This window comes from Blautia sp. Marseille-P2398, assembly GCF_964240315.1.
Lineage (GTDB): Bacteria > Bacillota > Clostridia > Lachnospirales > Lachnospiraceae > Blautia_A > Blautia_A wexlerae.
This window is the reverse complement of record NZ_CAXSTD010000010.1, coordinates 1-26,486: the sequence shown is the minus strand read 5'-3', so window position 1 is coordinate 26,486 and position 26,486 is coordinate 1. Positions and strand designations below refer to the sequence as shown.

Annotated in this window: 24 protein-coding genes and 6 tRNA genes; 2 read left to right on the top strand and 28 right to left on the bottom strand. The window is 39.9% G+C overall.

Annotated elements, in window-relative coordinates; genetic code table 11:
• Positions 1 to 14: 14 nt before the first annotated feature.
• The 4 genes from ACESZG_RS12340 to ACESZG_RS12325 form a co-directional block, all read right to left on the bottom strand.
• Positions 15 to 332 carry a hypothetical protein gene (locus ACESZG_RS12340; protein ID WP_195284575.1) on the bottom strand — a complete coding sequence of 106 codons (318 nt, stop codon included), beginning with the start codon at positions 330 to 332 and terminating at the stop codon, positions 15 to 17.
• A 305-nt stretch (positions 333 to 637) separates the two neighbouring features.
• Complete coding sequence (locus ACESZG_RS12335) at positions 638 to 1,861, bottom strand: DUF4179 domain-containing protein (RefSeq protein ID WP_118569756.1); 1,224 nt, start codon at positions 1,859 to 1,861, stop codon at positions 638 to 640.
• The gene (locus ACESZG_RS12330) at positions 1,858 to 2,412 is read right to left on the bottom strand and encodes an RNA polymerase sigma factor (protein ID WP_025578994.1); all 555 of its coding nucleotides are present in this window, start codon (positions 2,410 to 2,412) and stop codon (positions 1,858 to 1,860) included. Before ACESZG_RS12330 ends, ACESZG_RS12335 begins: the two co-directional genes overlap by 4 nt.
• A gap of 182 nt (positions 2,413 to 2,594) precedes the next feature.
• Positions 2,595 to 2,666, bottom strand: a tRNA-Gln gene (locus ACESZG_RS12325).
• Between the two features lie 316 nt (positions 2,667 to 2,982).
• On the opposite strand from ACESZG_RS12325, the gene ACESZG_RS12320 reads away from it, so the two are divergent.
• Positions 2,983 to 4,446 (top strand): nicotinate phosphoribosyltransferase, encoded by a 1,464-nt coding sequence (locus ACESZG_RS12320; protein WP_118330674.1) that lies wholly within the window; start codon positions 2,983 to 2,985, stop codon positions 4,444 to 4,446.
• Positions 4,447 to 4,538: 92 nt separating this feature from the next.
• Here ACESZG_RS12320 and ACESZG_RS12315 read toward each other — a convergent pair whose 3' ends face one another.
• The 10 genes from ACESZG_RS12315 to ACESZG_RS12270 form a co-directional block, all read right to left on the bottom strand.
• Positions 4,539 to 5,741, bottom strand: coding sequence for a metallophosphoesterase (locus ACESZG_RS12315; RefSeq protein ID WP_195284574.1), 1,203 nt, complete (start codon positions 5,739 to 5,741; stop codon positions 4,539 to 4,541).
• 298 nt (positions 5,742 to 6,039) lie between these two features.
• Positions 6,040 to 6,588: a stage V sporulation protein T gene (gene spoVT / locus ACESZG_RS12310; protein ID WP_118617053.1), complete on the bottom strand. Its 549-nt coding sequence runs from the start codon at positions 6,586 to 6,588 to the stop codon at positions 6,040 to 6,042.
• 244 nt (positions 6,589 to 6,832) lie between these two features.
• Positions 6,833 to 8,857: a beta-galactosidase gene (locus ACESZG_RS12305; RefSeq protein WP_195284573.1), complete on the bottom strand. Its 2,025-nt coding sequence runs from the start codon at positions 8,855 to 8,857 to the stop codon at positions 6,833 to 6,835.
• A 143-nt stretch (positions 8,858 to 9,000) separates the two neighbouring features.
• A complete protein-coding gene (locus ACESZG_RS12300) occupies positions 9,001 to 9,777 on the bottom strand; it encodes a TraX family protein (RefSeq protein ID WP_243259929.1) in 777 nt (258 codons plus the stop codon).
• A gap of 4 nt (positions 9,778 to 9,781) precedes the next feature.
• Positions 9,782 to 10,636 carry a sugar ABC transporter permease gene (locus ACESZG_RS12295; RefSeq protein WP_025578978.1) on the bottom strand — a complete coding sequence of 285 codons (855 nt, stop codon included), beginning with the start codon at positions 10,634 to 10,636 and terminating at the stop codon, positions 9,782 to 9,784.
• A complete protein-coding gene (locus ACESZG_RS12290; RefSeq protein WP_195284572.1) occupies positions 10,636 to 12,096 on the bottom strand; it encodes a carbohydrate ABC transporter permease in 1,461 nt (486 codons plus the stop codon). Before ACESZG_RS12290 ends, ACESZG_RS12295 begins: the two co-directional genes overlap by 1 nt.
• A gap of 137 nt (positions 12,097 to 12,233) precedes the next feature.
• Positions 12,234 to 13,499: an extracellular solute-binding protein gene (locus ACESZG_RS12285; RefSeq protein ID WP_025578975.1), complete on the bottom strand. Its 1,266-nt coding sequence runs from the start codon at positions 13,497 to 13,499 to the stop codon at positions 12,234 to 12,236.
• Between the two features lie 399 nt (positions 13,500 to 13,898).
• Positions 13,899 to 14,906: a LacI family DNA-binding transcriptional regulator gene (locus tag ACESZG_RS12280; protein ID WP_025578973.1), complete on the bottom strand. Its 1,008-nt coding sequence runs from the start codon at positions 14,904 to 14,906 to the stop codon at positions 13,899 to 13,901.
• A 78-nt stretch (positions 14,907 to 14,984) separates the two neighbouring features.
• Positions 14,985 to 15,170 (bottom strand): hypothetical protein, encoded by a 186-nt coding sequence (locus ACESZG_RS12275; protein ID WP_119253805.1) that lies wholly within the window; start codon positions 15,168 to 15,170, stop codon positions 14,985 to 14,987.
• Positions 15,161 to 15,949 carry a ParA family protein gene (locus ACESZG_RS12270; RefSeq protein ID WP_022379873.1) on the bottom strand — a complete coding sequence of 263 codons (789 nt, stop codon included), beginning with the start codon at positions 15,947 to 15,949 and terminating at the stop codon, positions 15,161 to 15,163. Before ACESZG_RS12270 ends, ACESZG_RS12275 begins: the two co-directional genes overlap by 10 nt.
• 249 nt (positions 15,950 to 16,198) lie before the next feature.
• Here ACESZG_RS12270 and ACESZG_RS12265 point away from each other — a divergent pair, with 249 nt between their 5' ends.
• Positions 16,199 to 16,861, top strand: a complete 663-nt coding sequence (locus tag ACESZG_RS12265; RefSeq protein WP_020993331.1) for a hemolysin III family protein — start codon at positions 16,199 to 16,201, stop codon at positions 16,859 to 16,861.
• A 120-nt stretch (positions 16,862 to 16,981) separates the two neighbouring features.
• On the opposite strand, the gene ACESZG_RS12260 is transcribed toward ACESZG_RS12265, so the two are convergent.
• The 14 genes from ACESZG_RS12260 to ACESZG_RS12195 all read right to left on the bottom strand — a co-directional run bounded on the left by ACESZG_RS12260 (position 16,982) and on the right by ACESZG_RS12195 (position 26,485).
• A complete protein-coding gene (locus ACESZG_RS12260; protein ID WP_020993332.1) occupies positions 16,982 to 17,953 on the bottom strand; it encodes an N-acetylmuramoyl-L-alanine amidase family protein in 972 nt (323 codons plus the stop codon).
• Between the two features lie 28 nt (positions 17,954 to 17,981).
• Positions 17,982 to 18,224 (bottom strand): GIY-YIG nuclease family protein, encoded by a 243-nt coding sequence (locus ACESZG_RS12255; RefSeq protein WP_025580986.1) that lies wholly within the window; start codon positions 18,222 to 18,224, stop codon positions 17,982 to 17,984.
• 285 nt (positions 18,225 to 18,509) lie between these two features.
• A complete protein-coding gene (locus ACESZG_RS12250; protein WP_373218418.1) occupies positions 18,510 to 19,949 on the bottom strand; it encodes a sucrose-6-phosphate hydrolase in 1,440 nt (479 codons plus the stop codon).
• A complete protein-coding gene (locus ACESZG_RS12245) occupies positions 19,946 to 21,850 on the bottom strand; it encodes a PTS transporter subunit IIBCA (RefSeq protein WP_227227105.1) in 1,905 nt (634 codons plus the stop codon). Before ACESZG_RS12245 ends, ACESZG_RS12250 begins: the two co-directional genes overlap by 4 nt.
• Before the next feature lie 432 nt (positions 21,851 to 22,282).
• Positions 22,283 to 23,275 carry a LacI family DNA-binding transcriptional regulator gene (locus ACESZG_RS12240; RefSeq protein ID WP_022379868.1) on the bottom strand — a complete coding sequence of 331 codons (993 nt, stop codon included), beginning with the start codon at positions 23,273 to 23,275 and terminating at the stop codon, positions 22,283 to 22,285.
• A 48-nt stretch (positions 23,276 to 23,323) separates the two neighbouring features.
• Positions 23,324 to 23,428 carry a DUF6783 domain-containing protein gene (locus tag ACESZG_RS12235; protein ID WP_368187745.1) on the bottom strand — a complete coding sequence of 35 codons (105 nt, stop codon included), beginning with the start codon at positions 23,426 to 23,428 and terminating at the stop codon, positions 23,324 to 23,326.
• A 157-nt stretch (positions 23,429 to 23,585) separates the two neighbouring features.
• The gene (locus tag ACESZG_RS12230) at positions 23,586 to 24,479 is read right to left on the bottom strand and encodes a M23 family metallopeptidase (RefSeq protein ID WP_020993335.1); all 894 of its coding nucleotides are present in this window, start codon (positions 24,477 to 24,479) and stop codon (positions 23,586 to 23,588) included.
• A gap of 61 nt (positions 24,480 to 24,540) precedes the next feature.
• The gene (locus ACESZG_RS12225; protein ID WP_008707838.1) at positions 24,541 to 25,374 is read right to left on the bottom strand and encodes a SpoIID/LytB domain-containing protein; all 834 of its coding nucleotides are present in this window, start codon (positions 25,372 to 25,374) and stop codon (positions 24,541 to 24,543) included.
• Positions 25,375 to 25,577: 203 nt separating this feature from the next.
• On the bottom strand, positions 25,578 to 25,823 hold the full coding sequence (locus ACESZG_RS12220; protein ID WP_020993336.1) for a hypothetical protein: 246 nt from the start codon (positions 25,821 to 25,823) through the stop codon (positions 25,578 to 25,580).
• 221 nt (positions 25,824 to 26,044) lie between these two features.
• Positions 26,045 to 26,117: transfer RNA gene (locus ACESZG_RS12215), tRNA-Lys, on the bottom strand.
• A 30-nt stretch (positions 26,118 to 26,147) separates the two neighbouring features.
• A tRNA-Phe gene (locus ACESZG_RS12210) sits at positions 26,148 to 26,220 on the bottom strand.
• Positions 26,221 to 26,224: 4 nt separating this feature from the next.
• Positions 26,225 to 26,298, bottom strand: a tRNA-Met gene (locus ACESZG_RS12205).
• 21 nt (positions 26,299 to 26,319) lie between these two features.
• Positions 26,320 to 26,392, bottom strand: a tRNA-Thr gene (locus tag ACESZG_RS12200).
• Positions 26,393 to 26,409: 17 nt separating this feature from the next.
• Positions 26,410 to 26,485 (bottom strand) — tRNA-Tyr (locus tag ACESZG_RS12195).
• Position 26,486 lies beyond the last annotated feature (1 nt).

Genomic DNA, 26,486 nt, shown 5'->3' with positions numbered 1-26,486 from the left:
GGCAGCTATCTCCTCTACTCATGCACCACTTTCATACATTCTGGTTGCAAATGTTTTTCTGAAAATATGCAATCCACCTTTTGTAACTCTGCATTTTTCATAATAACTTTCATGCGGTGTTCTAAATTAGAAGCTGTATTAATCTTTCCCGTTTTTGTGGTCACTATAAATTCATCTGGCAGACTGCTGTCCCGACTGTATTTTATTTTCTGTAAGATATATTTTGCTTCTTTATTCAGTTCTATCGTTCTTGCCTTTTGATTCTTAGTGCTACCTTCCAGAGATACATAGTTGTTTTCTTCATCAGATTCTTTATTTCGATTTTTTACCATGGATATACTTTTCTCAATTACCAGATAAGCTCCTTACAACTAAAAATCCCCATTTTTTCCATAGTTTCACCTGTGACAAAAATATTTGCTGAATTTTTATGTGATCCAATATCAGCTCCTGCAAGATATCCTTGAAACTTTCTTTCAGAAGCGTGTATATATCTGCAACGCTATTACTGTTGTTTTCTGAGATGATCTGTCGAATTTGTTCCTTTGCAACTGCCATAAAAAATACAAACTATTTTACACTACCTATCTTTTAGTAACTGTTCAGCATCCTTGCAAAATAATAGACTGCTGAATGGTTACTTAAGATCTATATATGTTGGTTCACCAGCACCACCAATAATTTTATCAGCAATATCTAAATCTTCATCTATTTGGATTCGAAACTTCTCCCCAACCGGTTCCCATCCATAATTATTTTCTTTTGAATATATCTCGTCAGAATCAGTTTTTTCCTGTACATAATATTCATCATCCAGTTGTTCTGCTGATTGTAAATCCCACCGGATTTTTCTCTGATACAATTGTAAATCGAGATATTGACAGTTTTTGTCTGGCAGCGACATCTGGAAGTTATCCTCATCAACTACATCGCCTTCTTCATAGTCACCAAAAACACTGGTTTCGAACCTCAATTCATTTTCCGGTCCAAATCCTGCACCTTCAAAACTCACTGGATTGCCAAAACTATCTGTGCCTTTCAGTTTCAATTCATATTCATTAAGCCATTTATCATCCGGAGTCACCCCAAGTGCCGTAATCCTGGAATGTAAATCGTTCATCGCAAGTTCCTTTAAAATCAGATTACCTCCATCTCCACCTGAAATTTCCATATTCATTTTCTTTCGTATCGTCTGCTCTTTTAATTGCTCTGCTGTAATAGTAAAGTCATAAACAAACTCCGTAATATTCTCAGAACGATTTTTCTCAGAAATTGGCGCGCTACTTCCCACATCCAAAACAAGATGTATCTCTGTTTCTCCAGCTGGCAGTTCCACACCATCATACTCCTGCATCAGAACCATTTCTGTATCCATCTCATATTTTGTATAAGAGTCCAAATCCATTAGCCCTGTCGTGCTGCTAAAACTCTGATATCGCTTACCATTAATCAATGTTTTTTCATCATTAATCCATAAATATAGAGATTCTTTCTTTTTTTCTTCATAGTCAGGTTTTACTGATACAATCAAACTATAATTATCCAAAATTACTTCGTTGATTGTTAATGATATCCCACTCTTTGTCTGTACCTGATTTATCACTTCTGTATAGGCAGACAAATCTTTGGAAAATCCCATCAGCTCTCCTATTTTTGTAGTAAATTCTTTAACTGCCGCCTGAACATGCGAATTACCAGCCACTGTGATAAAAGCCAAAAGGATTGCTGCTGCCTGACCGATTTTTCGCCTGTACAGCCTGAAAATATCGCCTCTCTTTATTGTCCATGGTTTTCCTGCTTCTGCTATCAGTTCTTCATCAACCTTTCCAAACTCTTGTGAAAAGTCTAAGTATTTTTTCATATCAACACCTCACGTTTCAAAATACGATATAGTTTTTTTCGATTACGGCATAAATTTGTTTTAATACACCCTTGGGATACGCCATGTCTTTTCGCAATATCCTTTATGGAATCCAGATACCAATAACGCCTGATAAAAATATCCCTGTCTGAATCTGACAGTTTTCTCAGAAAATTTTCTATGATTTTTATCAGTTCTTTTTCCGCGATTTTTTCATCCACTACATAAGAAAAGCTTAATTCATCCATTTCACCACAAACGTCAGCAACATGCCCATCCATGCGCTTCGCAGCCTGCTTTTTACGAAAACAATCAATTGCAAATCCTCGTGCAATTTTTCCAACATATGCAGATAATACAGACGGCCTCCTGGGTGGTATATATTCCCACGCAGCAAGCCACGTATCATTTAAACATTCTTCCACATCCTCATGATTATTTAAAAGATTCCATACAATTTTATAACAATAACCCGAATACTTATTGCTTAACTCCTGAATTGCCGTTTCATCTCTGTTAAAAAACAACTCGATAATTTTTATATCCTCCACCGCATTTCTCCTTTTATTGTTTCAATAAGATATGATTATTCCTGCAGGATATCATCTTCTTATTATATAAGTCGAAAAAATTATACATAGGTTACAAAATTTTTCAATAAAAAAGGAAAAAGACCCACACTCCTTCAAGTCACACAAAAAAAAGACACCTCATACCGAGATGTCTCATTTAGCAGGGCTACAAGGATTCGAACCTTGAACTGACGGAGTCAGAGTCCGTTGCCTTACCGTTTGGCGATAGCCCTTTATGTTTTGTTTTCGCTACTTCGTTCGCGACAATTGGTATTATATAATAGTCTTCCGGAAAATGCAACCCCTTTTTTGAAATTTTTTTAATTTTTTTTATTTTTCTTCAAAAACATGAAAATACCGCCTATTTCCGGGACTTTTTTTATGTACTCAGAGTGAAATTATGCTATAATCAATAAAAACTTATTGCTGTTTATAATAATGTCTTTCGCAGAACTCTAAAACAGCAGGAAATATTTTTACGAGGAAATTTTAATAATAATTTTGTTCTCATAATGAGATATTATTATTAACCAAAAAGGAGAGCTATATATGAGAGCTAATAATCTTACTCTGCTCACAGACCTTTATGAACTTACTATGATGCAGGGCTATTTTAAGAACCCAACGAACCAGACTGTTATCTTCGATATGTTTTACCGTACCAATCCATGCGGAGGTGCATTTGCCATCACTGCCGGACTGGAACAGATGATTGAATATATTGAGAATCTTAAATTCACAGATGAAGATATCGAATACCTCAGAAGCCTGAATATTTTTGAAGAGGACTTCCTTGAATATTTAAGCAACTTCCGTTTTACAGGTGATATCTATGCAATTCCTGAGGGAACAGTTGTCTTCCCAAGAGAACCGCTTGTCAAAGTTGTAGCACCTATCATGGAAGCTCAGCTTGTAGAGACAGCAATCCTGAATATCATCAATCACCAGAGCCTCATTGCTACCAAAGCAGCCCGCGTCTGCTATGCTGCAAAGGGTGATGCGATCATGGAATTTGGTCTGCGTCGTGCCCAGGGACCGGATGCAGGTATCTTTGGCGCACGTGCCGCAGTCATCGGTGGATGTGCCGGTACTTCCTGTGTTCTCACAGGCAAAATGTTTGATGTACCGGTACTTGGAACTCACGCACACAGCTGGATCATGAGCTTTCCAGATGAATATACCGCATTCAAAACCTATGCAAAACTTTATCCCAATGCCTGCACCTTACTGGTAGATACCTATGATGTCCTGAAATCCGGTGTTCCAAATGCAATTCGTGTATTTGAGGAAATGCGTGAAGAAGGTATTCCGCTTACCAAATACGGTATCCGTATCGATAGTGGTGATCTTGCCTACCTTTCCAAAGAAGCATATAAGATGCTTGCTGCTGCCGGATTTGATGATGCAGTTATTTCCGCTTCCAGCGATCTGGATGAATATCTCATTGAGAGCCTGAAGGCTCAGGATGCCAAGATTAATTCCTGGGGTGTCGGAACACGACTGATCACTGCCAACGATAATCCTGCATTCGGCGGTGTATACAAACTTGCTGCTGTCAAAGATGCAGACAGTACCGAATTTACACCTAAGATCAAGCTTTCCGAAAACACAGAGAAAGTAACCAACCCTGGAAATAAAACCGTATATCGTCTCTATAATAAGAAAACCGGAAAAATCAGAGCAGATCTTATCTGCCTTGCTGATGAAAAGCTTGATGCAGACCAGAACATGGTTCTCTTTGATCCAATCGATACCTGGAAAAAGACAAAAGTTCTCGGCGGAACCTATGAAGTACGCGAACTTCTCGTTCCTGTCATCAGAGAAGGTAAACGGGTCTATGAATCTCCATCTGTTATGGAGCTTCGCGAATACTGCCAGAAAGAGCAGAATACTCTCTGGGATGAATCCAGACGTTTCGTAAATCCTCAGAAAGTATATGTAGACCTTTCTCAGAAACTCTGGGATCTGAAAAAAGACCTTCTGGAAGAAATAAGTGAGAAAGCTCTCGACTGAGCATAAACTCAGATTAAGAGTAACAAAACAGACAAGTCCCCGGCTCCAACCGCAAAAATCAACAGGCAGTTGAAGCCGGGGACTTACTTGATTCAGTTAAAACATATGCTGACATCACAAATTTCGCTTTTAGTCCCAACTCTCATATTTGGTCCAAAAAGCCCTACACCGGATGTAACGATATTATGCATATTTCCTTTCTTCAGATAACCACAGGGATTTTCCCAGAAGAATCTGATCACAATATTTCCCGGAAATACCTGTCCGTCATGGGTATGTCCGCAGAGATCTACGTCCACACCTGTATCCGCCAGTTCCTGAAGTTCTCTCGGCTCATGATCGATAACCAACACTGGCAGTGACACATCCATACCCTCTGTGATTTCCTGCGGAGTCTTTCGTTTATCAATCCCCCGTCCGGGACGCTCATAATCCGGTCTGCCATACAGATAAAAGGAATCATCAATGAGCACATACTCATCTCTCAGAAGCGTAATCCCCGCTTTCTCCAGAAACTCATCCATCTCCGGGGTACTCTCTTTCTTTTCCTTACTGCCAAAGGTGAAGCCTGCCAGGATCTTTTCCTGAATATCATGATTTCCGTAACATGCATACACACCATACTTCGACCGAATTCCTCTCAATATCTCTGCCAGTTTTTCCGGATCATCCAGTGCCTCATATTCATTGTCAAAAATATCTCCTGCCACTACCACCAAATCCGGATTCTGCTTATTGATCTTCTCTGTCATCTGCTCCATCTGCTTGCATCCAATATTATATCCCAGATGAAGATCTGCGACCAGAACCACATTTAACTCCTTCATATTTCCTGCCTTTTTATCAACAGAAATATTGTACTTCGTTGTATGTATATTTCCGGCACTGAGCACTCCGTAAATACTGACTGTTGAAATGATCACCGCACAGACAGCTCCCACAACAGCAGTTCCCATATTGCTGAAAAGCAATTCTCTCCCCGGAAAGGCAAAATTTCTAAGAGGATATTTCAGTAACAGTCTCAATCCATCCGCGATTCCCAGAGTCATAAGTGTATACATCAAAACACCGAGCCAGTAATTACTCAGAAGCTTCATAAATCTCCTGAATCCTGATGCAGGTGCCATAAATGCGATCAGTATACTAAACACTACAAATAAATATACAAGTCCAATCCCCCTGCACACCCACACATTCTGAAAAACCGTATGCAATACCTGAAACCAGTGCAGGCTGCGAAGCAGGATATACACGCATACCAACAGATAAAACGGTGCCAGATATATTGCAGCCATATAATATGTCTCCTTTCCAACTCTCATTGCCATAACAATTTTATTACTATAACAATTCCAGAAAATCATAATTGCTTCTTATTATACAAAAAAGAATCCTCAGCCGCTAGTGTGCCGACAAGTTGATTCTTGAAACAATCTTGCAGGATAAATTTTCTTATTTCAAGGCGGAGGAAGGAGGCGTAGCGGTGGCTACGGCGACCGACGACAACGCGGAAATAAAAAATTTAGACGCAAGATTGTTCGAGAAATCAACTTGTCGGTACACTACCCTAAGCTGCTGAAGATTCTATGAATTTTACTGTTCCATCTGTCTTCCCAGAAATCCGCTTGCTGTTCTGATGAGCATCTTCTCTGATTCACCCATCACATCCCTTTCATTCTTTCCCAGTAAAAGCACAGATCCTATTGTATCTCCTGCACTGATAATAGGCTGCATGATCTGGGAATACAAAGGTTCTCTCTGTTCCTGAGTCACAGGTATCCTGCTTCTGTCATTTCCGTTGGCAAACACAGAGCTTCTCTCCGTAATTGCATCTTCCAGAGCTTTGCTGATAGGTTTTCCCACATATTCCCTGCTTCCCTGTCCCGCAGCAGCCACCACCTGATCGTGATCTGTAATACACGCTACCATCCCGCTTGACTGCGCCAGCGCCTCTGCATATTCCTTTGCAAAAACATTCAGTTCTCCGATAGGGGAATACTTTTTCAGAATAATCTCCCCCTCCCGGTCAGTAAAAATCTCCAGTGGTGTCCCCTCTTTTATCCGCAGCGTTTTTCTGATCTCCTTAGGAATGACCACACGCCCCAGATCATCTATGCGCCGAACAATTCCTGTCGCTTTCATGCACTTTTCTTCCTCCTGTTTTTCCTTTTATCGAAGTTTACTGTCTTTGTACCCTTCAGTTTCCATATCATGTGTTGTATGGTTATTATGTGGAAAAACAGGCAGAATATACATTTCTGTATTTACAAAAAATGCCATTTAACCATAATCAGGCGGTTAAACCTGAGTAAAAAAGAACCCCTTCACCAGGCAGCATCAATCTCTGCTTAAAGTGAAGGGATTTCCTCATCCATCGTTATTTATTTTACACGATAACCTTCGCAACTGCAAGACCATAAACTTTAAGTTTATCGCTGCCATTGCCATAAATCCAACTGATCTGGCCTTCCGGTACGGGAATGCTTACAGCTTCTGTTCCGAAATTCTGATAAATATAATATTTCTCATTTTCATTCTCTCTCACTGTGATCTCCAGTGCATCCGGGATTTCTTCTTTGATTCCGCAGGAAACGCCGCTGTCTTTGAGCACTTTTTCAAGGAAGTCTCCATAGAATTCTTTATCAGCATCTGCTGCCACATACCATGCCTTACCTTTGCCGTATTCATTCACTGTCAGGCAGGAATAGCCTTCATAGAAATCACTTCCGTAGGTCATTAAAGTACGTGCTCCGCGAAGCTCCACAAGGTCGCACAGATATTTACATGTATAAGTCTTATCCAGTCCAAGTTCATTGCCAGCCACAGGAACAAAAGAATTTTCTTCCCAGTCATAAAGGCCGTCAATTTCTGTGCTTCTGATTCCCAGTACATCCATCAGTCCATGTGGTGTTCCTTCCAGATAACACCTGTCTGTGTCATCTGCAATTCCGGACCAGTAACTTGTGATCAGTGTACCGCCGTTTTCCACGAACGCACGAACCTTTTTGGCAAAACCTTCCTTGAACATATAAACCATTGGAAGAGCCAGTACTTGATATTTATCCAGTTCACAGGTCATATCGATCACATCCACATTGACGCCCTGCTTCCGGAAACCTCTGTAGAATTTCAGCATTGCTTCCAGATAATGAAGCCCTTTATTTCTGGGTCCCTGGCTGTCCTCCATTGCCCACTGGCTGTCCCAGTCATAAAGCATGGCAACCGAGCTGTTCACAGTTGTTCCTGCCAGTTCTTTTAACTCTTTCAGAACTTCTCCAACTCTGGAAACTTCTTTAAACACTCTTGTATCATTTCCACCGTAATGATCGATCACTGCTCCGTGGAACTTCTCAGAAGCACCTCTGCTCTGGCGAATCTGGAAATAGAGAGCACCTTCTCCGCCATGTGCAATTGCCTGCATGGACTGTGCAAAAAGCATTCCCGGTTTCTTTAACTTGCTCACACTCTGCCAGTTTGTAGAAGTCGGGCAGGATTCCATCTGGAAGAACGGCTTTCCTTTCAGAGAACGCATCAGATCATGGCACATACCATTGTCATAAGCTGTATCGATCACTGCTTCTTTATGCCATGTCGGATAAGTATCCCAGGAAACCACATCAATCTCTTTTGCAATCTTAAAATAATCTAAACCACCAAAATAATGCATCAGATTAGCAGTAGTCGGAAGTGTGCTTCCTCCCTCTCTCAATGCTGCAATCTCATGATGAATGAAATCCGCTGTCTGATGAGTAACAAATCGTTTCCAGTCCAGATTCAGTGCATGAAGCTGTGTCTCACCAATCTTAGACGGACTCTCGATCTGGTCAAAGCTGTTATAAGTATGACTCCAGAAAGTGGTGCACCACTTATCATTCAAATTTTCAATAGTCTGATATTTCTCTTTCAACCAGTTACGAAATGCTTCCTGACACAATGGGCAGTGACATTCTCCGCCATATTCATTGGAAATATGCCACAGGATCACACCCGGATGTGTGGCAACCTCCTGTGCCAGCTTTTTGTTAATAATATGTACCTTCTCTCTGTAAACAGGAGAAGTATAACAATGATTATGTCTGAATCCAAATAACGCTCTGTGACGCGTTTCATCTACACGAAGTACCTCCGGATACTTATCTGCCATCCATTTTGGTCTTGCACCTGACGGTGTAGCCAAGATTGTAGAAATTCCTCTTTTATAAAGCTTATCAATGATTTCCTGCAGCCATTCAAAATGAAATACACCTTCTTCCGGTTCCAGTGTAGACCAGGAAAAAATCCCAAGGCTTACTACATTACAGCCAGACTCCTCCAGCATATCAATATCTTTTTCCAGAATATCCGGTCTCTTTAACCACTGTTCCGGGTTGTAATCACCTCCATGGAGCAGCTTATCCGTTCTAAAGTCCATACTTGTTCTCCTCTTAATTCTCTATTCTCAGTCGTTTTCTTTTTCACTATCATATTTAATACTCTATCCAATTTCAAAACACACTATTCTCGCTGCTTATTACTTTTCTCAGTCAAAGCAGACGGGATTTGATTTCATTCTTCTTACAGGATATAGTTTGCAATTACTCCAAGCACCAGCAAATGCAAAGGATAAAAAGCATAATAGACATATTTATTGATGTGATCCTTTCTCTCTCCAGTGCAGCACCAGATTCCATAGAACGCAATCGGTCCGGTCACATACATCAGACTGATAATACAGCCCAGCACTGTTTTCAGCACATTTCTTGTCTCAAACACATAGAACACAAACACAAGCAGAACAATACAAAGTCCATACTCTGCCCGGAAAATGCTCACCCAGACAATAGCTGCGATCAGGATCAGTACCTTTAACATACCACCTGTAAATCCGGAAGTTTCTTTAAACAGATCTAAGCATTTCAGCATAATCAGGCAGATACACATCGTGATCATTGCGTTCTGACTGGAAAAGTCCCATACTTTTCCGCAGATTGCCAGATCATATGGAATCTCACTGACCAGTGCAGTAACAGCCATCATGATCAGATACTTCTTATAATCCGATGTATTACGAAATCCCTCTACCAGCAGAAACGCAAATACGGGAATCGCCATCCCGCCTATAAGCTGCATAATGGATCCGACTCCCGCAAGTGTCATCAAACGGGAATCCTGAGACATCGCCTGGTTCAGACTCTCCTGAGTATACTGGTCTAAATGGATCAGGCCTTTTTCAATAATGGCAATTCCAACTGTCTGGATCAGCATAGTAATACATGCAAACATCTTCAGCCCATCAGCTGTGATATCCGGAGTTTTCCAGACGATTCCTCTTCTTCCCGTTGTCATATTCATAATATCAACCTTTTACAGCACCGCCTGTAATTCCTTCCACATAGAATTTCTGCATGATCATAAACAGAATAGAAATCGGTATGGATACCAGTACACCACCTGCGCAGAACTGAGTAAAATAAGAATTGATAAGGCTCTTATCCAGCATCTTGTACAGACCAATGGCAACTGTATATTTGGAAGAAATACCGGCATTCAGGATCATCTTTGCATATACGAAATCCATCCATGGCACCAGGAAACTGCTGATAACTGTATAAACAACAATCGGGCGGCTCATGGGCAGAACCATCTGGAAGAAGATTCTTGCCTCACTGCATCCATCAATTCTGGCAGCCTCGCAGAGTGCTCTCGGAACTGTATCAAAGAATCCTTTCGCAATCAAATAACCAAGACCTGAAGAAGCAGAGTAAACCATGATCAAACCGGCATAGCTGTTTGTCAGATTAAAAGATTTCAGTGTGAAGTAAACTGCAATCATTGCCAGCATACCAGGAAACAGATTCAGGATAACTGCCATGTTCATCAGCGGTTTTCTCATCTTGAATCTCATAACAGATGTTGCATATGCAACCATCAGTACGAACATAGTGGAAATCACACATGTAAAGCATGCAATGATAAATGTATTCAGAAACCACTGCGGAAACTGAGATACAGAATCTGAATGAAACAGCTTCATGTAATTGCTGATGCTCCATTCCTTCGGAAAAAATGTACTGGTATTCATTCCTGAATATGCACTGAAGGAAGTACATAACAGCCAGATGATCGGGATCAGCCAGATAAATGCCAGCACTGCGATCAATAAATTATGTAATACTATAGAAGAAGTACGACTGTCTTTCATCTTTTTCATTATTGATATGTTCCCTCCTTATCTCCCTTGATCATCCTGTTAAATGCAACCAGGGTGAATACTGCACAGATAATAAACACGATAATACCGATTGCTGATGCCATCTTATAGTTGTAGTAATCCTGAGTCAGACGGAACAGCCAGGTAACCAGAAGGTCAACCTCTTTTGCCTGTGAGCTTGCCATTGCCTGATTAGTTGTTGTATAAACATCCTGTGTGAGCAGATAAATAACATTAAAGTTATTAATATTTTTTACAAAGTCTGTGATCAGAGCAGGTCCTGTTACAAAGAGCAGATATGGCATTGTAATCTTTCTGAATATCTGGAAGTTTGTTGCACCGTCTACTCTTGCACTCTCAAGCTGGTCAGAAGGAAGGTTCATCAGAACACCTGTTGCGATCAGCATCTGATACGGAACACCAATCCAGATATTAATGAGAATGATCATTACATGTGCCCAGCCCGGAGCAGAAAGAAACGGAATATAGCTTGTGGACACAAGTCCTATGCTTCTTAAGAATCCGGTCAGTCCAATGCTGTGACAGATTGTGTTGACGATACCACCATTGGAGAAGAAATTACGCACCAGCAGAAGTGATACAAACTGCGGGACTGCAATCGTTACGATAAATAAAGTACGCCACATCTTCGACAGTCTTGTCTTCTTGCTGTTAAGAAGCAGTGAAAGCAGGATACCTCCGATATAAGTTGTAAATGTTGCGAAGAAAGCCCATACAAGTGTCCATCCCAGAACCCGCACAAATGCATATCCGAACGTAGATGTAAGACCGCCGCCGCCAAACAAACTGATAAAGTTACTGAAACCTACCCATGAGAACAACTCAGTAGGAGGCATATGCTGCTGATCATAATTTGTAAATGCTACAAAGATCAGAAGTAAGATGGGGATTAATGTGAAAATCACAACTCCAAGTACCGGAAGTGTCAGTAATGTAATATGAAACTTCTCTTCTGTCAGTGATCTGAGATCTTCTTTAAAAGTATTGATATGCTTTCCCGCTTCTTCCATTTTCTGAAGTGTATAAGCATTGATCACGTTCTTAAACCACACAACAGCTACCGCAAACCATACAACAAAGCTGAACAATGAAAACAACAGGATCGTAAAGGAATTATCATAATCATTAAATTCACTTTTCATTGTTTTCATGTTAAAGACTTTTTCCATCTTTACAGTACCAAGGGTACTGAATTTTGGTACATACTGCATTGCAAATTTCACTGAAAAAACGATCACTGCGATCTCCAGCAATGTCATCAGTACTGCTTTCACATACTGTTTACGCTTTGCATAGCCTGCGCCCATCCAGATCAGGGACAGCTTTACAAAGGCATCACCTTTCACTACAGCAGTACCAAAGTCAGCAAAAAATCCACCGATGGATTTAAAGAATCCACTCACTGCCGCTGCAGCAGAATTATTGTCCTGTGCTGCCATATCTCTCCTCCTCGTCATTTCATTTTTGTTACTATCTTTTCTCAGACAGCATCTGCCGTTTCCTTAAAACAGCTCACATGCCGTTATGCATATGGGCCATTTTTTTAAATCTGTTATATAATTTTTTTATTTTACAATTATTCTACAGAAGCAGCAGCACCCTCTACCAGATTATCAAGTGCTTCCTGGATTGCATTATCATCATCTGCAGATAATGTTCCCTGTGCAATCAGTTCTCCGAATGTCTTTGCAGGATCCCAATATTTTCCGCCAACCTTCTGAGCCTGTGCATATTCAGACTGAGCTGCAAGTGCTGCAAGTGCTACATTTTCCTGAACAGAATCAGATGCTGCTACATTCTTGTTTGAAGGACCGCTTTCTCTCTGATCAAAGAACATCTGCTGGGATTCTTCATTTGTAAGGTACTCAGCAAGAAGAACTGCCCATCCGGAATTCTCAGAATAGCCGTTTACACCAACATATTTGTAACCGGCAACAGATCCCTGCTGAACCTGTTTGTCACCAACTGTGAATGTAGGAAGCTTTGTTGCTGCATATCCGTCACCAAATATCTCCTTTGCTGTGATTGCATCCCATGTACCGGAAACGCATGCTGCCAGATTACCGGATGCAAGCTGATTAGACATATCACCATCAGCAACTGCCATAAATGCCGGATTAGATGTAATATCAAGCATTCCTTTTACTACATCAACACCTGTATATCCATCAGCACTTGTTCCGTTCCAGTCCATAGTTGTTGTTCCGTCATCATTAAGTCCTGTTGTAAATCCTGCTCCATAGAAGAAAGAAGCATTGTACCATCCGGAAGCAAGTGTCATACCAACTTTCTTTCCGGCCTTATCAGCTGCTTCAAGAAGGCTGTCCCAGCTTGCTGCATCTTCCTCGGAAATTACAGATGAATCATAGTAAAGAAAATATCCGTTGTCAGCTGCTCTTGGAAATGCATACAGACTGCCATCAATTGTTGCTGCATCAATAGCGCCTTCAACGTTTGCAGCTTTTACATCATCAAGTGTTGTATCTGCAAGCTGAAGTGCTTCTGCATAATCATCAAGTTTCAGAAGTGCTCCTGCTTTTACAAGATCCGGAAGCTGATCATCTGCGAATGCATATACATCTGCACCAGCCTCTACGTCTGTCAGAATAGTATCTTTTGCAGTAGACTCAGATTCTACGCCAATCTGAATATCAAATTTCTGATCTGCATACTTCTCCTGGAATTTATCTGTCAGTTCTTTTAATAAATTCTGGTCTTCTTCAGCTCCCCATACAGTCAGTTTAATTGTCTCATCCTCTGCTGCACTTACACATACTGTGCAGGAAAGTGCCATAGCTGCTGCCAGTAACGGTGCAATCACCTTTTTTACATTTTTTCTCATTTTCTCTTCCTCCTGTTTTTGATGGTTATGCCTAAACAGCCCGCATCCGATTTGCGTAATAAACGCCCTCAGTTTTGTTTGCGCAACCGTTTGTTCATATTTTTAGTATATTCCTTTATATTTATAAAGTCAATTAGCCATTATTATCTAATTTCAAAACTCTTTTTTTGTCATATTGCACAATTCAGTTTGATTTTTTCGTTTTTTCATACAATGATATACTTGATTTGTGCAACCGTTTTCATTTTGATAAAATCAGATTGTCCAGAGAATTTCAACCGATTTTTTTATACACAAAAAGTTCTCTGCTTATTGATCCTTACAATAAATACAGAGAACTTTCTAATCCTGCCATTCATTTTCAATTTCTATAATCTGATCGGATTTTACATCCATATACTACTGTGTCGACTCCCGCAACACTACCTGGTAGTTCAGAGGCACTGTATCCTCCAGTGGCTTCTCTCCCAGGATGTTCAGTAATTTCGCACATGCCATCTTTCCCAGTCTTACCGTATCAAAGCGTATACTGGTAATCGGTGGATTATTATATTCCAGATTCTTACTGTCATACATACTGGCTATTTTTATTTCTGCAGGAACCGATATTTTCTTTTCCCTCAGACTGCTCAGACACATGCTGCAGATCACATCATCCATACAGACAATACCATCCGCGCCTTCTTCAAGCAGTCTCTTCACAGCATCAGATACTGCTGCCTGATTATCCGTATCCATGAAGATCAGATTTTCGTTAACAGAAACTCCCATTTCCTCATGTGCTTCCAGAAACCCCTGATATCTGCTTCCGGTAACATTGTAGGACTGATTTCCACCCAGAAGTGCCAGATTCCGAAAACCTTTCATCAACATAATACTTGTCAGTTCTTTTCCGGCTTCCTGGTTCTTGTTATCTACAAACGGAACTTCCGGATCTGAAGATGGGCCGATCAATATATATGGTTCCTTACAGTTCTTCAGATATTTCTGTACCTTGGAACTTACCACTGCTCTGCTTACAATGATCCCGTCGACTTTTCGATTTGCCTCCAGTCTCTGTATCTGCGATACATCTGCTCCATCAATCATAGAAATAATAATATCATAATCATAGGAGGAAGCCATCTCACAGATTCCATTCATACAGTCTTTAAAAAAAAGAAACTCTGTGGCAACATAATCCTTCGGCATCAGCAGTGCAATATTATAAGTTTTACGCTGTGCCAACCCCTTTGCCACAACATTGGGTCTGTAATCATGTTCTTTTATAAATGCCCGTACTCTGTCTCTTGTAGCCTGACTGATTCTTCCCTTTCCTGAAATAGCACGTGATACCGTAGTCTTACTTACCCCAAGCTCCCGGGCGATATCTTCTATTGTATATATCTTCTTTTCTTCTGTTTCCATAAAATACCCCACTTTTTGCGCAACCACTTGATTATTTTCTATAAAATAACAAAATACTCAAGCACTTACAAATAACTTTTAAAGAAGATATACCGGCAGTTCCTCATTAATATGAACAGAACCTTTTGCTGTTTTTTTCTTTTCTTCTGCAACAGATATTGTTTCCGGTTTCTCTGCCTCTTTTGTGGATACAACGGGCTTCTTTACGGTTTTCCCGGCACCTGCATTTGCTGCACGCCGAATACTCTCCCTGCCTACTGACATAATTCCATGACCTCCTCTGCCAATCTCGTATATTCCCTGGCACTTCTGCTTGATTTTTTATATTCCACAACCGGAATACTGTTATCCTGTGACCATTCTACAGAGCTGTCCACTCTGATGATCTGCTCAAATACATGAATATCCTCAAGTTCATGCAGTGTTTCCATTGTCTGTTTATAATAACTCTTTCTTGTATCTACCTTTGTCACTGCAATTCCGGCAACTTCCAGTTCCGGAGTAATCTGCTTTACTTCATTAAGAAATTCAAACATATTCGCAAGTCCGAACATTCCCCATGGACTTGCCTCAACAGGAATAATTACCCTGTCTGATGCACAAAGGATATTCATCACCCAACCACCCAGCGTAGGAGGTGCATCAATCAGAATATAGTCATAATTTCCTGCATCCTTTATCTTCTGAATGCATTTTCGCAGGATAAATTCTCTCTGCCATTTTGTAAAAAGTTCATATTCTATAGAACTCATCAATGTAGACGATGGTATCAGATCCAGATTTTCGTAGGGAGTATGTACCACATAACCGCTGAGCTCTTCCTGTTTTCCGATTGCGCAATACAGATTCTTCTCTCCTTTCGCCTGCTCCAGCACCCAGTTCTCCGGAAAAAAAGCAAGAGAAAGATTTAACTGCATATCTCCATCGATCAGAAGAACCTTTTTCCCTGCCTGAGCCATCGCCGCTCCAAGGTTTGAACAGGTTGTGGTTTTTCCACTTCCACCCTTATTATTTGTAAAACATATCGTTATGGTTTTTCCCATGGAACTGTCTCCTTTACCACTTACTTTACTTGTATTATAGGAGATTTATCATATAGATTCAACTGTTTTCCTCATCTTCGCAACCCTGTAACTCATTTGCATTGCCGGACAAACATTTCTTTGATTCCCAAAATAAGCCCTTGATTTTTTGTTTTTTTGTGTTATAGTATTTATATACTTGATATGTAGTTTTTAAAACTATATTATATTGTTTTCATTATATTTATCTGAATGAATGGAGGCGTTTTTATGAAATTTAAATTAAAAGATCCCGGAAGTGCGATCACTCATGGTATTGCCCTTCTTCTCGCTGCAGTCGGAGCAGTTCCTCTTATTATCAAGGCAGCGCGTTCTTATGATGTGCTCCATATTGTTGCTTTAAGTATTTTTATCCTTACCATGGTTCTGCTCTATGCAGCCAGTACCATTTACCATTCTGTAGATTCTACAGAGAAGGTCAATCGACGGCTGCGAAAAATGGATCACATGATGATTTTTGTGATGATCGCCGGAAGCTATACTCCTGTATGCCTGATCGTTCTTCATAACCGCATTGGATATATTCTGTGCGCGCTGGTATGGAGTATTGCAGTCCTCGGCATTATCTTAAAGGGCTGTTGGATTACCTGTCCCAAATGGTTGTCCTCTGTACTGTATATCGCCATGGGCTGGCTGTGTGTACTGGCATTTGTTCCAATCTTCCATGCACTCCCACGTGCAGGATTTGACTGGCTTCTTGCAGGCGGAATCATTTATACCATCGGTGGTGTGATCTATGCATTAAAAGTTCCGCTTTTTAATTCCAGACATAAGAATTTTGGTTCCCATGAGATCTTTCACATCTTTGTTATGCTTGGAAGTGCCTGCCATTTCATTGTCATGTACTTTTTTGTTGCTCCACTACCTGTATAACCGTCAATTTGCCAATAAACAAAACAAGGGGTTGCAGCACCGGATTTTTTTCGGTGCTACAACCCCTTAACAATACAATTTTCTCTGCTACAGCATAATCCCTGCAGGAAAGCTTTTATATTACACAGCTACTCTTCTTTCCGGATACAATCCATAGGATCCATATCCCACGCCAAAATATCCATAATAGCTCTTCGCCTCTGCAAACAGCGGATCGTATACTCTGCCTCCGATTTCAGCCCAGCAATGACCGCTTCCGTCAGTTGCCGTTGTATCTACGCAGACATAAACATTCTTATATCCAAGAGCCTTTGCAAGATAGGCAAACGAACAGGCATCTGAGAAACAGTCCCCGCCTTTTCCGCTCAGTATCAGATAATCGTTTGCATATAACGCAGGCCATGCAGTCTGATTATAAAATATTCTTCTGGTATCGTAATAATGCTGATACATTACCCATCTGAAACAGGTTTCAAATTTCTCACTTTTTGACATACTCGGTTTTGTGATCTTGCTGACAACATCCTTTGCTCTCTGCAAAGTCTCATACTCATACGCTTTGGTGGAATTCATTTTCTTTCCATTTGGATAATAAATCGTCTTTCCTTTTTTCCAGGCTTCCAGAATTCCCTTTTCTGTACAATAATAAATTGTATTTCCAACTTTAACTGTTTTCGTTCTCAGAACACCCTTGTCACTGAAATAGTAATATTTTCCGCTGATTTTCTTAACGCCACTGTAACGTATTCCATTGGAATCAAAATAATATTTCTTGTTATTGTATTTGATCCATCCGGTTTTCATAAATCCTTTTGGACTGAAATAATAAACTTCACCATGGATTTTACGCATTCCTGTAAGATACTGTCCATCTTTAAAATATTTCTTATTTTTTGTTCCATACTCACACCAGCCATTTTTCACCTCCGGTATGGGTGTTGGTGCAGGTGTCTCGATTGGTGTTACATCCGGAGCCGGTGTTTCAATCGGGATCGGTGTTACAGTAACATCCGGTACTTCTGCTGCCATGGCCGGAACACTGCCCATCACACATACTGCGCATACTGCAAGCCATTTTGTCATCTTTTTCATTTTCTCTTATCCTCCTTATCTGACGGGTTCAGAAGCTCAGCAACTCCAGTTTTTTATTTCTGGTAAATTGTTTAATCTCATATTCACGTCTCATCGCTTCTTCTTTTGTTGAAAATCCTTCATAATATACAAGTGTAACCGGTCTTTTGGTCCTTGTATATTTCGCGCCGTTCTTTCCCTCGTTGTGTGCTTTCATACGTTTTTGCAGACAGTTTGTCCACCCTGTATAAAGAGTCCCATCTGCACATTTAACAATGTAAGTATAATTCATCATAATCACCCGACAGTCTTATATTATAATCAAGCAACTGTCTTATTGTCTGGAATTGCATTATTTGAAATTTTTTATAATTTATGTAAAGGACAACTGCTATCTTTTGCGGTCGTCCCTGTTTCTATAATAAACAGTCGGTTTAAAACACGTATCTCATCCGGACACATATTCTTTCTGACAGCCAGATCTCTCAGCACCAGAAATACCAATATGTCAAAAAAGCAGGCAGGGAAACCGACTGCGGATTTTCTTTCCCACCTGCTTTATTATACGTTTATTTTCTTATTTTGTGAATATCATTTTTCGAAGATTCCAGAGATTTCCCCTGAATTTTCCGCCTTTTACCTTTAGCTGCAGATCTTCACGATCCGGATAATATCTGGTTGAGAATACAATCTCTCCATCATTCAGATAAAGTTCCACTGCAGAAGTATCTGCAAGAATCCGGATATTGTTCAGTTCACTGACTTTCGCTTTCCGCTTATTTCTTCCTGCACCCGCAATTTCAGAAAATCCAATCTCCGCAATTTCATTTTCATATTTAAAGAGCATCTGTCCGCCCATACTGATCTGAAAACTTCTGTCTGTCACTGCAATATCTTCAATTAACAGATCAAAACCTTCATTTACTGCTACACGAACCTCAACAATTGATTTTTCATCATCAAGAATTGTTTTCTCTTTTCGGAGTCTCTCCAGTTCTTTTGCCGGATACTGGAATATTTTTCCATCCTTTACCCTCAGTTCCCGCGGTACGGTAAGACAATGCTGCCAGCCTTCATCAATGGTTTTATTGGTATATTCCTCCTCTGCATCCGGCATTCCCATCCATCCTATCAGAAGTCGCCTTCCGCTGTTATCTGTAAAGGTCTGTGGAGCATAAAAGTCAAATCCCATATCCCACTCACGAAAGTCTCTTTCATCTACAGAGCCATCCTCTTTTACCGGAAAATAGCCTGACTGATAGATATTCTGAAAACGAAATTCTTCCCTCTTCAAGCCCTGTGGTGATACAGACAGAAATTTCTTCCCGTCCAGTTCGAAATAGTCCGGGCATTCCCACATATAGCCAAAAGCTTCCGGTGTGGTTATTATATGTTTAAATTTCCATTCTTTCAGATTTTCTGATTCATAAACCAGAACTGCACCTTTATCTCCCTTAAGACGTCCGCCAAGAACCATTAAATACCTGTCGTTTTCTTTCCAGACTTTCGGGTCTCTGATATGACAGGTAAACTCTTCCGGATATTTTTCAAAAGAAATTATCTCTTCTTTATCTCCGAAATGAATTCCGTCCTCACTTTCTACATGAAGCGTACTGGTCTCACGTCCTTCATTAATATAATCATAATCACCGTCAATCTTTACATTCCCGGTGAAAAACAAATGAAGTTTTTCACTCTCTGCCAATGCAGATCCGGAATAGACACCATGACAGTCATAAGGAGAATCCGGATAAAGAGCTGTCCCTTCGTATTTCCAGTCTACCAGATCTTCGCTTGTATAATGTCCCCAGAATTTCAGTCCGCCTTCCACATCAAAGGGAGCGTATTGAAAAAACACATGATATCTGCCTTTATACCAGCATAGTCCATTCGGATCATTGAGCCATCCGACCGGCGGCATCAGATGATGTCCAAGCCGGAATCTTCCTTCTGTCAGATCTGCGTTCTTTTCAATTACTTTTATATTTCTTTCAAGAACTTTAGTTAGCGTACTCATTTCACAATCTCCAATACTTTATCTGATGGTGTTACCGAATCTTCCGACAGGATTTTCACATCTTTATAATCATCCGAATTCGTTACAATAAGAGGAGTCGTCACATCGTATCCTGCTGCCTTAACTTTCTCCATATCAAAGGAAATCAGAAGCTGGCCTTTCTTTACGTGATCTCCATTCTTTACATGAGATGTAAAATATTTTCCATTCAATTCCACTGTATTGATCCCGATATGGATCAGAAGCTCCATACCACTTTCCGTACTTAAACCAACTGCATGCTTTGTATCAAAAACAGTCTCAACCACAGCATCACATGGAGCAACAACTTCACCCTTCGATGGAATTACGGCAATTCCTTTTCCAAGTACTTCCGAAGCAAATGTAGCGTCATTTACCTGGGAAAGCAAAATCGCAGTTCCTTCTGATACACTATAAAGCACAGAATCATCTGCATTGCTTTTTTCTGTTGTTGATTTATCTCCCACAGCTTCAACACTTTCTGTCTTTTCAGAAACATTAGTGTCCTTATATCCAAACAACCAGGTAAGTACAAAGGCAGCACCAAATGCAATCACAAACATAAGAATATAAGAAACCGGATTATTCAGACAAAGAAGAATTCCAAAGATACCGGTTACGCCAGTTCCCGTAGCCCCCAGTCCTGTAACAGATGCAAACAGTGCACCAAATGCACCACCAATACATCCCATCACAAATGGTTTTCCAAAGCGAAGGTTAACACCAAAGATCGCAGGTTCAGTAATTCCCATACAGGCACTTAATGCAGACGGAACTGCCATTGATTTAATCTTCTGATCCTTTGTCTTAAGTGCTACTGCAAGAGTGGCTCCACCCTGTGCAATATTCGCTGCAGAAGCAAGAGGCAGCCAGTAAGTAACTCCAAATTTAGACAACTGTCCAAGATCAATGATCGTGTACATATGGTGAACACCGGCAACCACCGTCGGTGCATAAAACGCACCCATAATAAAACTTCCGATACCAAATGGCAATGCGATCAGCCACTGAATCCCATTCAGAAGTCCGTTCTCAACAGTAACAAAGATAGGTCCGATAATGGATAATGTCAGATATCCTGTTACAAAGACACTTACAAGCGGAGTAACAAACAGATCAAACATTGCCGGCACTACTTTGTGAAGTCTCTTCTCAATCTGAGCCAGTACCCATACTGCAATGATAACCGGAATTACATGCCCCTGATATCCGACCATATCAATAGAGTAAAGTCCAAACCATACTTTCTGAGTTGCTTTAACACCTTCTGTGGCAACTGTCCATGCATTCTGGAGATTCGGATGAATCATGATCATACCGATAACTGCACCCAGATACGGGTTTGCACCAAACACTTTAGCACCGCTGTATGCGATGAGGATTGGCAGGAACGTATATGCCGTATTACTGAAAAGCTGTGCAAATGTATAAATAGAACCGCTGGTATCAATATTCAAAAATCCATTGTTTACCATGAAGTTCAGTGCTTCCATAATTCCCATCAGGAAACCACTTGCAACAATTGCAGGAATAATCGGCACAAAAATATCTCCAAGTGTCTTGATCAGTCTCTGTACCGGATTTGCCCTGGAAGCCGCAACTTTTTTCAGCTCTTCTTTACTGCTCTCAGAAACTCCTGCAATCCGGATGAACTCATCATATACTTTATTAACTACACCTGTTCCCAGAATGATCTGCATCTGTCCCTGCGCAAAGAAAACACCTTTTACGCCTTCAATGTTCTCAACATATTCCTTATCAGCCTTTGAATTATCACTGATAACCAGGCGAAGACGTGTGGCACAATGAGCTGCGGAAATAATATTTTCTTTTTTACCGATATGGTCATATATCTCCTGTGCTGTTTTTCTGTAATCCATAATATCCTCCTTTTATGAAATCGTTCTCATATAAATGTACACTTCGAAATTCTCACATATTCAACAAATTTCACTTGTTAATCTTATAAAAATACCTTTTAACCTTAATATCATCTTATACCATTCCAAATTTACTCTGATATCTGATTATAACTCAGCAGATGTCTTGCACTCTCACGATATTTCTTATCTGATCACCAATATGTATTTCCTATGGATTGTATGTACTTTTATGGAATCGTTCTCATATATGCTATTATATCTGGGCGTTTTTTATTTGTAAATATGTAACATATCACAAATATTATATCCATTTTTTATATATTATTTCCAAAACACTCCCTTTAATATATGTAAATTAATATATGTAAATTCAATTATCCGGAAAAAAGAACTCTGATGATTGCCTCAGAGTTCCTCTTTCATGTTCAGTCATATATTTCGGTGAGACTCTCTGAGTACCACCTTACATCCCATTTTTATTTCTTTATGTACAGATGATGTTTCCTTAGATTCTATCAAATCTACCAGCACTTTTGCTGATTCCATTCCACTTGTCTTATAAAAAAAATGTACAGTAGTCAGCTTTGGTTCTATGATCTTTCCCAGAAAACTGTCTCCCATTCCGGCAATCTGAACCTGTTGAGGAATCTGATATCCGTTCTCCTTCAGCCAATTTGCCGCTCCAACTGCCATGGTATCTGTTGCACAGATCAATGTATCTACATCGGGATGCTCCGTAAAAAGTTCTTTCGCTTTCTCATATCCTGACTCTAATGTGAAATTTCCGCATTTTACACATCCACTTTCCAATGTAATCTGATTTTCTCCAAGAACCTTCTCCACACCTGATTTTCGCTGCCTGCCAACTGCCTCATCTTTATCCGTAACTGTAATATATCCAAACTTCTTTCCTGTCTTCACCATCTGTTCAGTAAGATTTACAGCAGCCTTATAATCGTCCTGAAAAATACATGGATAACCATCCAGCTGTTGTCCAAGTAAAACAATCGGAACTTTAAATCCCTTCATCATTTCCCTGTGCTGTTTTGTCAATATGGTGGCAATAAAAATAACACCATCGACCTGATTATCCCTGAACAGCGAAAGATATTTCAATTCTTCTTCAACACTGTTATTTGTATTTGCCAGTATCAGCTGATATCCTTTTTTGGTAAGTATGTCACTGATTCCGGCAACTTCCCGGCTGATCGTATTGGAATCTATCTTTGGCAGAATTACTCCGACCAGTTTTGTCTTCTTAGTACGCAGCCTCTGCGCCTGTGAAGAAGGCTGATACCCGGTTTCTTCAATAACTCTGCTGATATTTTTTTTCTTTTCCTCACTGACATAACCATTGTTCAGATACCTGGATACGGTAGCTCTGGAGACCCCTGCCAGTTTGGCAATCTCATTAATATTCATATAAAAAGCTCCTCTTTCATGCTGTCTGTATAATTTCCGAAAGTATTTTTATAACCAGCAGTATTTTATGATGCTAGAGCGTGTCTGAAAAATGCTTTCCGCAAGATGTATGTCACAATTTGTGGGAGATTTTGCCCCTAATCTGATATCCACGAATTGTTAACTGCTGAATCACTACATATTTTGTATTATACTACACATATCATTTCTGTTGCAAATATCAAAGTACTGTTTATACGTTACTGTCTTGGCCCTATACCAAATTAAGGGCTGCCGATCTACGGCAGCCCTGTTTTTTTCTTCTATTTCATTATGGAAGATATTCAATCGGATCTATTGGTTCTCCATCCTTTTTCATTGCAAAATAAAGATTGGTTCCTTCTGTGCTGTAATATTTTGTAGGCTGTGCAATATATCCTATCGTCGTTCCCTTTTTAATTGTATCTCCTTCTGACACTGTCAGATCTGTAAGCTGTCCATAAACAGCCTGATATCCATTTCCAAGTTCCATTGTCAGTGTAGTACCCGTCTGCGCATTCTGCTCTATAGAATAAACCTTGCCATTAACAGCAGCTACCACAGGTGCTCCCTCTACTGCACCGACAGCAATAGCCGGACTCAATTTATACTGATCAAGCGTCGGAAAATAAGTAGTCTGATCCATACTGTAATCAAGGAGAACATTTCCATTCACCGGCCACTCCATTAATGTATCTTCCGAAAAATTTACTGTCGCAAGATTCAGGGCCGATGCCGAAACATCTGTTGCTTCATCTGCCTGATCTTCTGATATCGTCTGGGATTTCATATTTGCATTTACTGATGATTCTTCTGCTTGCTGAGAATTTACAGCATTGTCAGTCTTATCCACATCTGCAGTATTATCTGATTCATTATTATCCACAGTATTCTGAGCTGTTTCCCCATACATTCCTTGTTTTTGGAATGTAACCTTTGTATCATCCAAATCTTCCCCGTCATCGGATATCCACTGATTTTCTGACTCCACATGATTCGTTCCTGCATCTTCACTCAATTGTTCTTCCGTATCCTGTGTACTTTCACCGACATTTTCTGTTTTTTCTTCAGGAGTTTTCTCTTTGACCGGGGAGGTACCTAACTGATAAACTGTAATTCCCAATGCTGCTACAGCGGCCAGTCCAACGGAATTGGCAATGATTCTTGTCACTTTGTTATTCATCATATTCCTTTCACCTCTGTTTTCATCTTCATATCTATAGGGTGTCCAGAATATTCGTGTCTATTCAGCAATTTACAGATTTTATGTTCAGCACATCCATCTCAGGAAAATAATATTGTAAAATCTCTTTTGCATTCGCAGACTCCTTTGCCATCTCATTCCCTCCATATTGTGAGAATCCTAATCCATGACCTTTTCCTCTACATAAAAATCGTATTTCCTTTCCAGACTTCTGAATTGTAAAATTTGAGGACGTGAGTCCCATTCCTTTTCTGAATGCCTCGCCTTCCAACACTTTCCCGTCAGCCAGAATTTCTGTAACATAACCGGCACTGTCCCTGGATTTTATTTCAATTCTTTCCGGAAGGACATTTTTATTTATGTATACACTATTCAAATAATCTTTTGCATTTTTATCCACAAGACTGTGTACGGATCTGAGATACGAATCATCTTCGTTGTGGAAAACTTCCATTCCATCTCTTGTCTGTCCTGCACTTAATTCATGATAGGGAACTAACTTTAATTCTTTATTCCATACAATGACTTTTCCTTCTGTTTCTGTTACTGCTTTTTCGTACTTATTCTGTAAAATTACACAAGCCAGGGATTTCCCCTCCATCTCTTTCTTTATCTGACATAAAGTTATTGCCAGATTTTTCTCCTCTTTCATTGTCCGGTAAAAATTTGATCTTGCTATGATTGTTTGTGCTTTTATAGTCTCAAGTTCATATTTGTCTTCAATCTGCGATGAAACGATCACCGGCAGAAGCATTTCCACATTAAATTTTTTATTGATCAATGTAGTGTTGGCACCATTAAAAATAATTGTAACTATATAGGGAACAAAAAACAGAGCAAAGATTCCCGTTGTTCCAGGGAAAAAAGACTTTCTCATATCAGACCATCATTATAAACTTCTTCTTTTTAGTATATACATATATATTTATCTGTATGTATATTATTTATAACACTTCTGTTATATAGCAATTCTCGTAAATAATGCATATTGATCCTGCTCATCAGAACATAAAATCCTGCTGAACTGTCTCAAATTCATTAATTGAGAGGACTGCGATAGTTTCTGCATACGGGGCTTCATTACCCCGTATTAAAATATACAGCTCTATTTATTCTATTCTGGATTCGTGGTTCATTCCAGTAAATGATTTTATTTTTTCTGTTGTTCTTTTTATCATCCGGACGCAAAACAGTTCTGTCTTTTTTAGAATCTGTATCTTTTATGCAGATTCTTTTCTTGTCTTCAATGACTCCCATTACAAAGCAAATAAGAGCAGTCATGATTAACTGAAAATATTTTTTCAGATTCTTTAAAGGACTCTTCATAAAAACTCCTCCTGTTCTGCATTACATCTACTGACTTCAAACAGCCTGTCCACCGTTAAGACTGCGCACTTCCTACGGTTAATGGTATCAGGTACTAATAATATATGAAAAAGCATAAAACTTTAGAACTTTTTTATTTCTCTATAGTAATTCCATAAAATGATGTTAGGGTTAAAAAAACACAAAAAAACTTCTGTGAGAATATCACAGAAGTTTCAAAGTGAAGCATCGGGGATTCGAACCCCGGACAACTTGATTAAAAGTCAAGTGCTCTACCAACTGAGCTAATGCTCCATATTATTTAATTATCACTTTCAAAGTGAATGCCCAGAGCCGGAATCGAACCAGCGACACGAGGATTTTCAGTCCTCTGCTCTACCAACTGAGCTATCTGGGCAAAATAGCGGGGACAGGATTTGAACCTATGACCTTCGGGTTATGAGCCCGACGAGCTTCCAGACTGCTCCACCCCGCGATATTAATTTTTAAAATCAAAAGCCGATGATCGGACTCGAACCGATAACCTGCTGATTACAAATCAGCTGCTCTGCCAATTGAGCCACATCGGCTTAGCTGTTAAGCTAAGTGGATGGAGAAGGATTCGAACCTTCGAAAGCGTTGCTAACAGATTTACAGTCTGCCCCCTTTGGCCACTCGGGAATC

Excerpts from the sequence above, each read along its gene's own strand:
- ACESZG_RS12340 (WP_195284575.1), bottom strand. The coding sequence starts at position 332 with ATGGTAAAAAATCGAAATAAAGAATCTGATGAAGAAAACAACTATGTA.
- ACESZG_RS12335 (WP_118569756.1), bottom strand. The coding sequence starts at position 1,861 with ATGAAAAAATACTTAGACTTTTCACAAGAGTTTGGAAAGGTTGATGAA.
- ACESZG_RS12320 (WP_118330674.1), top strand. The coding sequence starts at position 2,983 with ATGAGAGCTAATAATCTTACTCTGCTCACAGACCTTTATGAACTTACT.
- ACESZG_RS12315 (WP_195284574.1), bottom strand. The coding sequence starts at position 5,741 with ATGGCTGCAATATATCTGGCACCGTTTTATCTGTTGGTATGCGTGTAT.
- spoVT (WP_118617053.1), bottom strand. The coding sequence starts at position 6,588 with ATGAAAGCGACAGGAATTGTTCGGCGCATAGATGATCTGGGGCGTGTG.
- ACESZG_RS12305 (WP_195284573.1), bottom strand. The coding sequence starts at position 8,857 with ATGGACTTTAGAACGGATAAGCTGCTCCATGGAGGTGATTACAACCCG.
- ACESZG_RS12300 (WP_243259929.1), bottom strand. The coding sequence starts at position 9,777 with ATGAATATGACAACGGGAAGAAGAGGAATCGTCTGGAAAACTCCGGAT.
- ACESZG_RS12295 (WP_025578978.1), bottom strand. The coding sequence starts at position 10,636 with ATGAAAAAGATGAAAGACAGTCGTACTTCTTCTATAGTATTACATAAT.
- ACESZG_RS12290 (WP_195284572.1), bottom strand. The coding sequence starts at position 12,096 with ATGGCAGCACAGGACAATAATTCTGCTGCAGCGGCAGTGAGTGGATTC.
- ACESZG_RS12285 (WP_025578975.1), bottom strand. The coding sequence starts at position 13,499 with ATGAGAAAAAATGTAAAAAAGGTGATTGCACCGTTACTGGCAGCAGCT.
- ACESZG_RS12280 (WP_025578973.1), bottom strand. The coding sequence starts at position 14,906 with ATGGAAACAGAAGAAAAGAAGATATATACAATAGAAGATATCGCCCGG.
- ACESZG_RS12275 (WP_119253805.1), bottom strand. The coding sequence starts at position 15,170 with ATGTCAGTAGGCAGGGAGAGTATTCGGCGTGCAGCAAATGCAGGTGCC.
- ACESZG_RS12270 (WP_022379873.1), bottom strand. The coding sequence starts at position 15,949 with ATGGGAAAAACCATAACGATATGTTTTACAAATAATAAGGGTGGAAGT.
- ACESZG_RS12265 (WP_020993331.1), top strand. The coding sequence starts at position 16,199 with ATGAAATTTAAATTAAAAGATCCCGGAAGTGCGATCACTCATGGTATT.
- ACESZG_RS12260 (WP_020993332.1), bottom strand. The coding sequence starts at position 17,953 with ATGAAAAAGATGACAAAATGGCTTGCAGTATGCGCAGTATGTGTGATG.
- ACESZG_RS12255 (WP_025580986.1), bottom strand. The coding sequence starts at position 18,224 with ATGAATTATACTTACATTGTTAAATGTGCAGATGGGACTCTTTATACA.
- ACESZG_RS12250 (WP_373218418.1), bottom strand. The coding sequence starts at position 19,949 with ATGAGTACGCTAACTAAAGTTCTTGAAAGAAATATAAAAGTAATTGAA.
- ACESZG_RS12245 (WP_227227105.1), bottom strand. The coding sequence starts at position 21,850 with ATGGATTACAGAAAAACAGCACAGGAGATATATGACCATATCGGTAAA.
- ACESZG_RS12240 (WP_022379868.1), bottom strand. The coding sequence starts at position 23,275 with ATGAATATTAATGAGATTGCCAAACTGGCAGGGGTCTCCAGAGCTACC.
- ACESZG_RS12230 (WP_020993335.1), bottom strand. The coding sequence starts at position 24,479 with ATGATGAATAACAAAGTGACAAGAATCATTGCCAATTCCGTTGGACTG.
- ACESZG_RS12225 (WP_008707838.1), bottom strand. The coding sequence starts at position 25,374 with ATGAGAAAGTCTTTTTTCCCTGGAACAACGGGAATCTTTGCTCTGTTT.
- ACESZG_RS12220 (WP_020993336.1), bottom strand. The coding sequence starts at position 25,823 with ATGAAGAGTCCTTTAAAGAATCTGAAAAAATATTTTCAGTTAATCATG.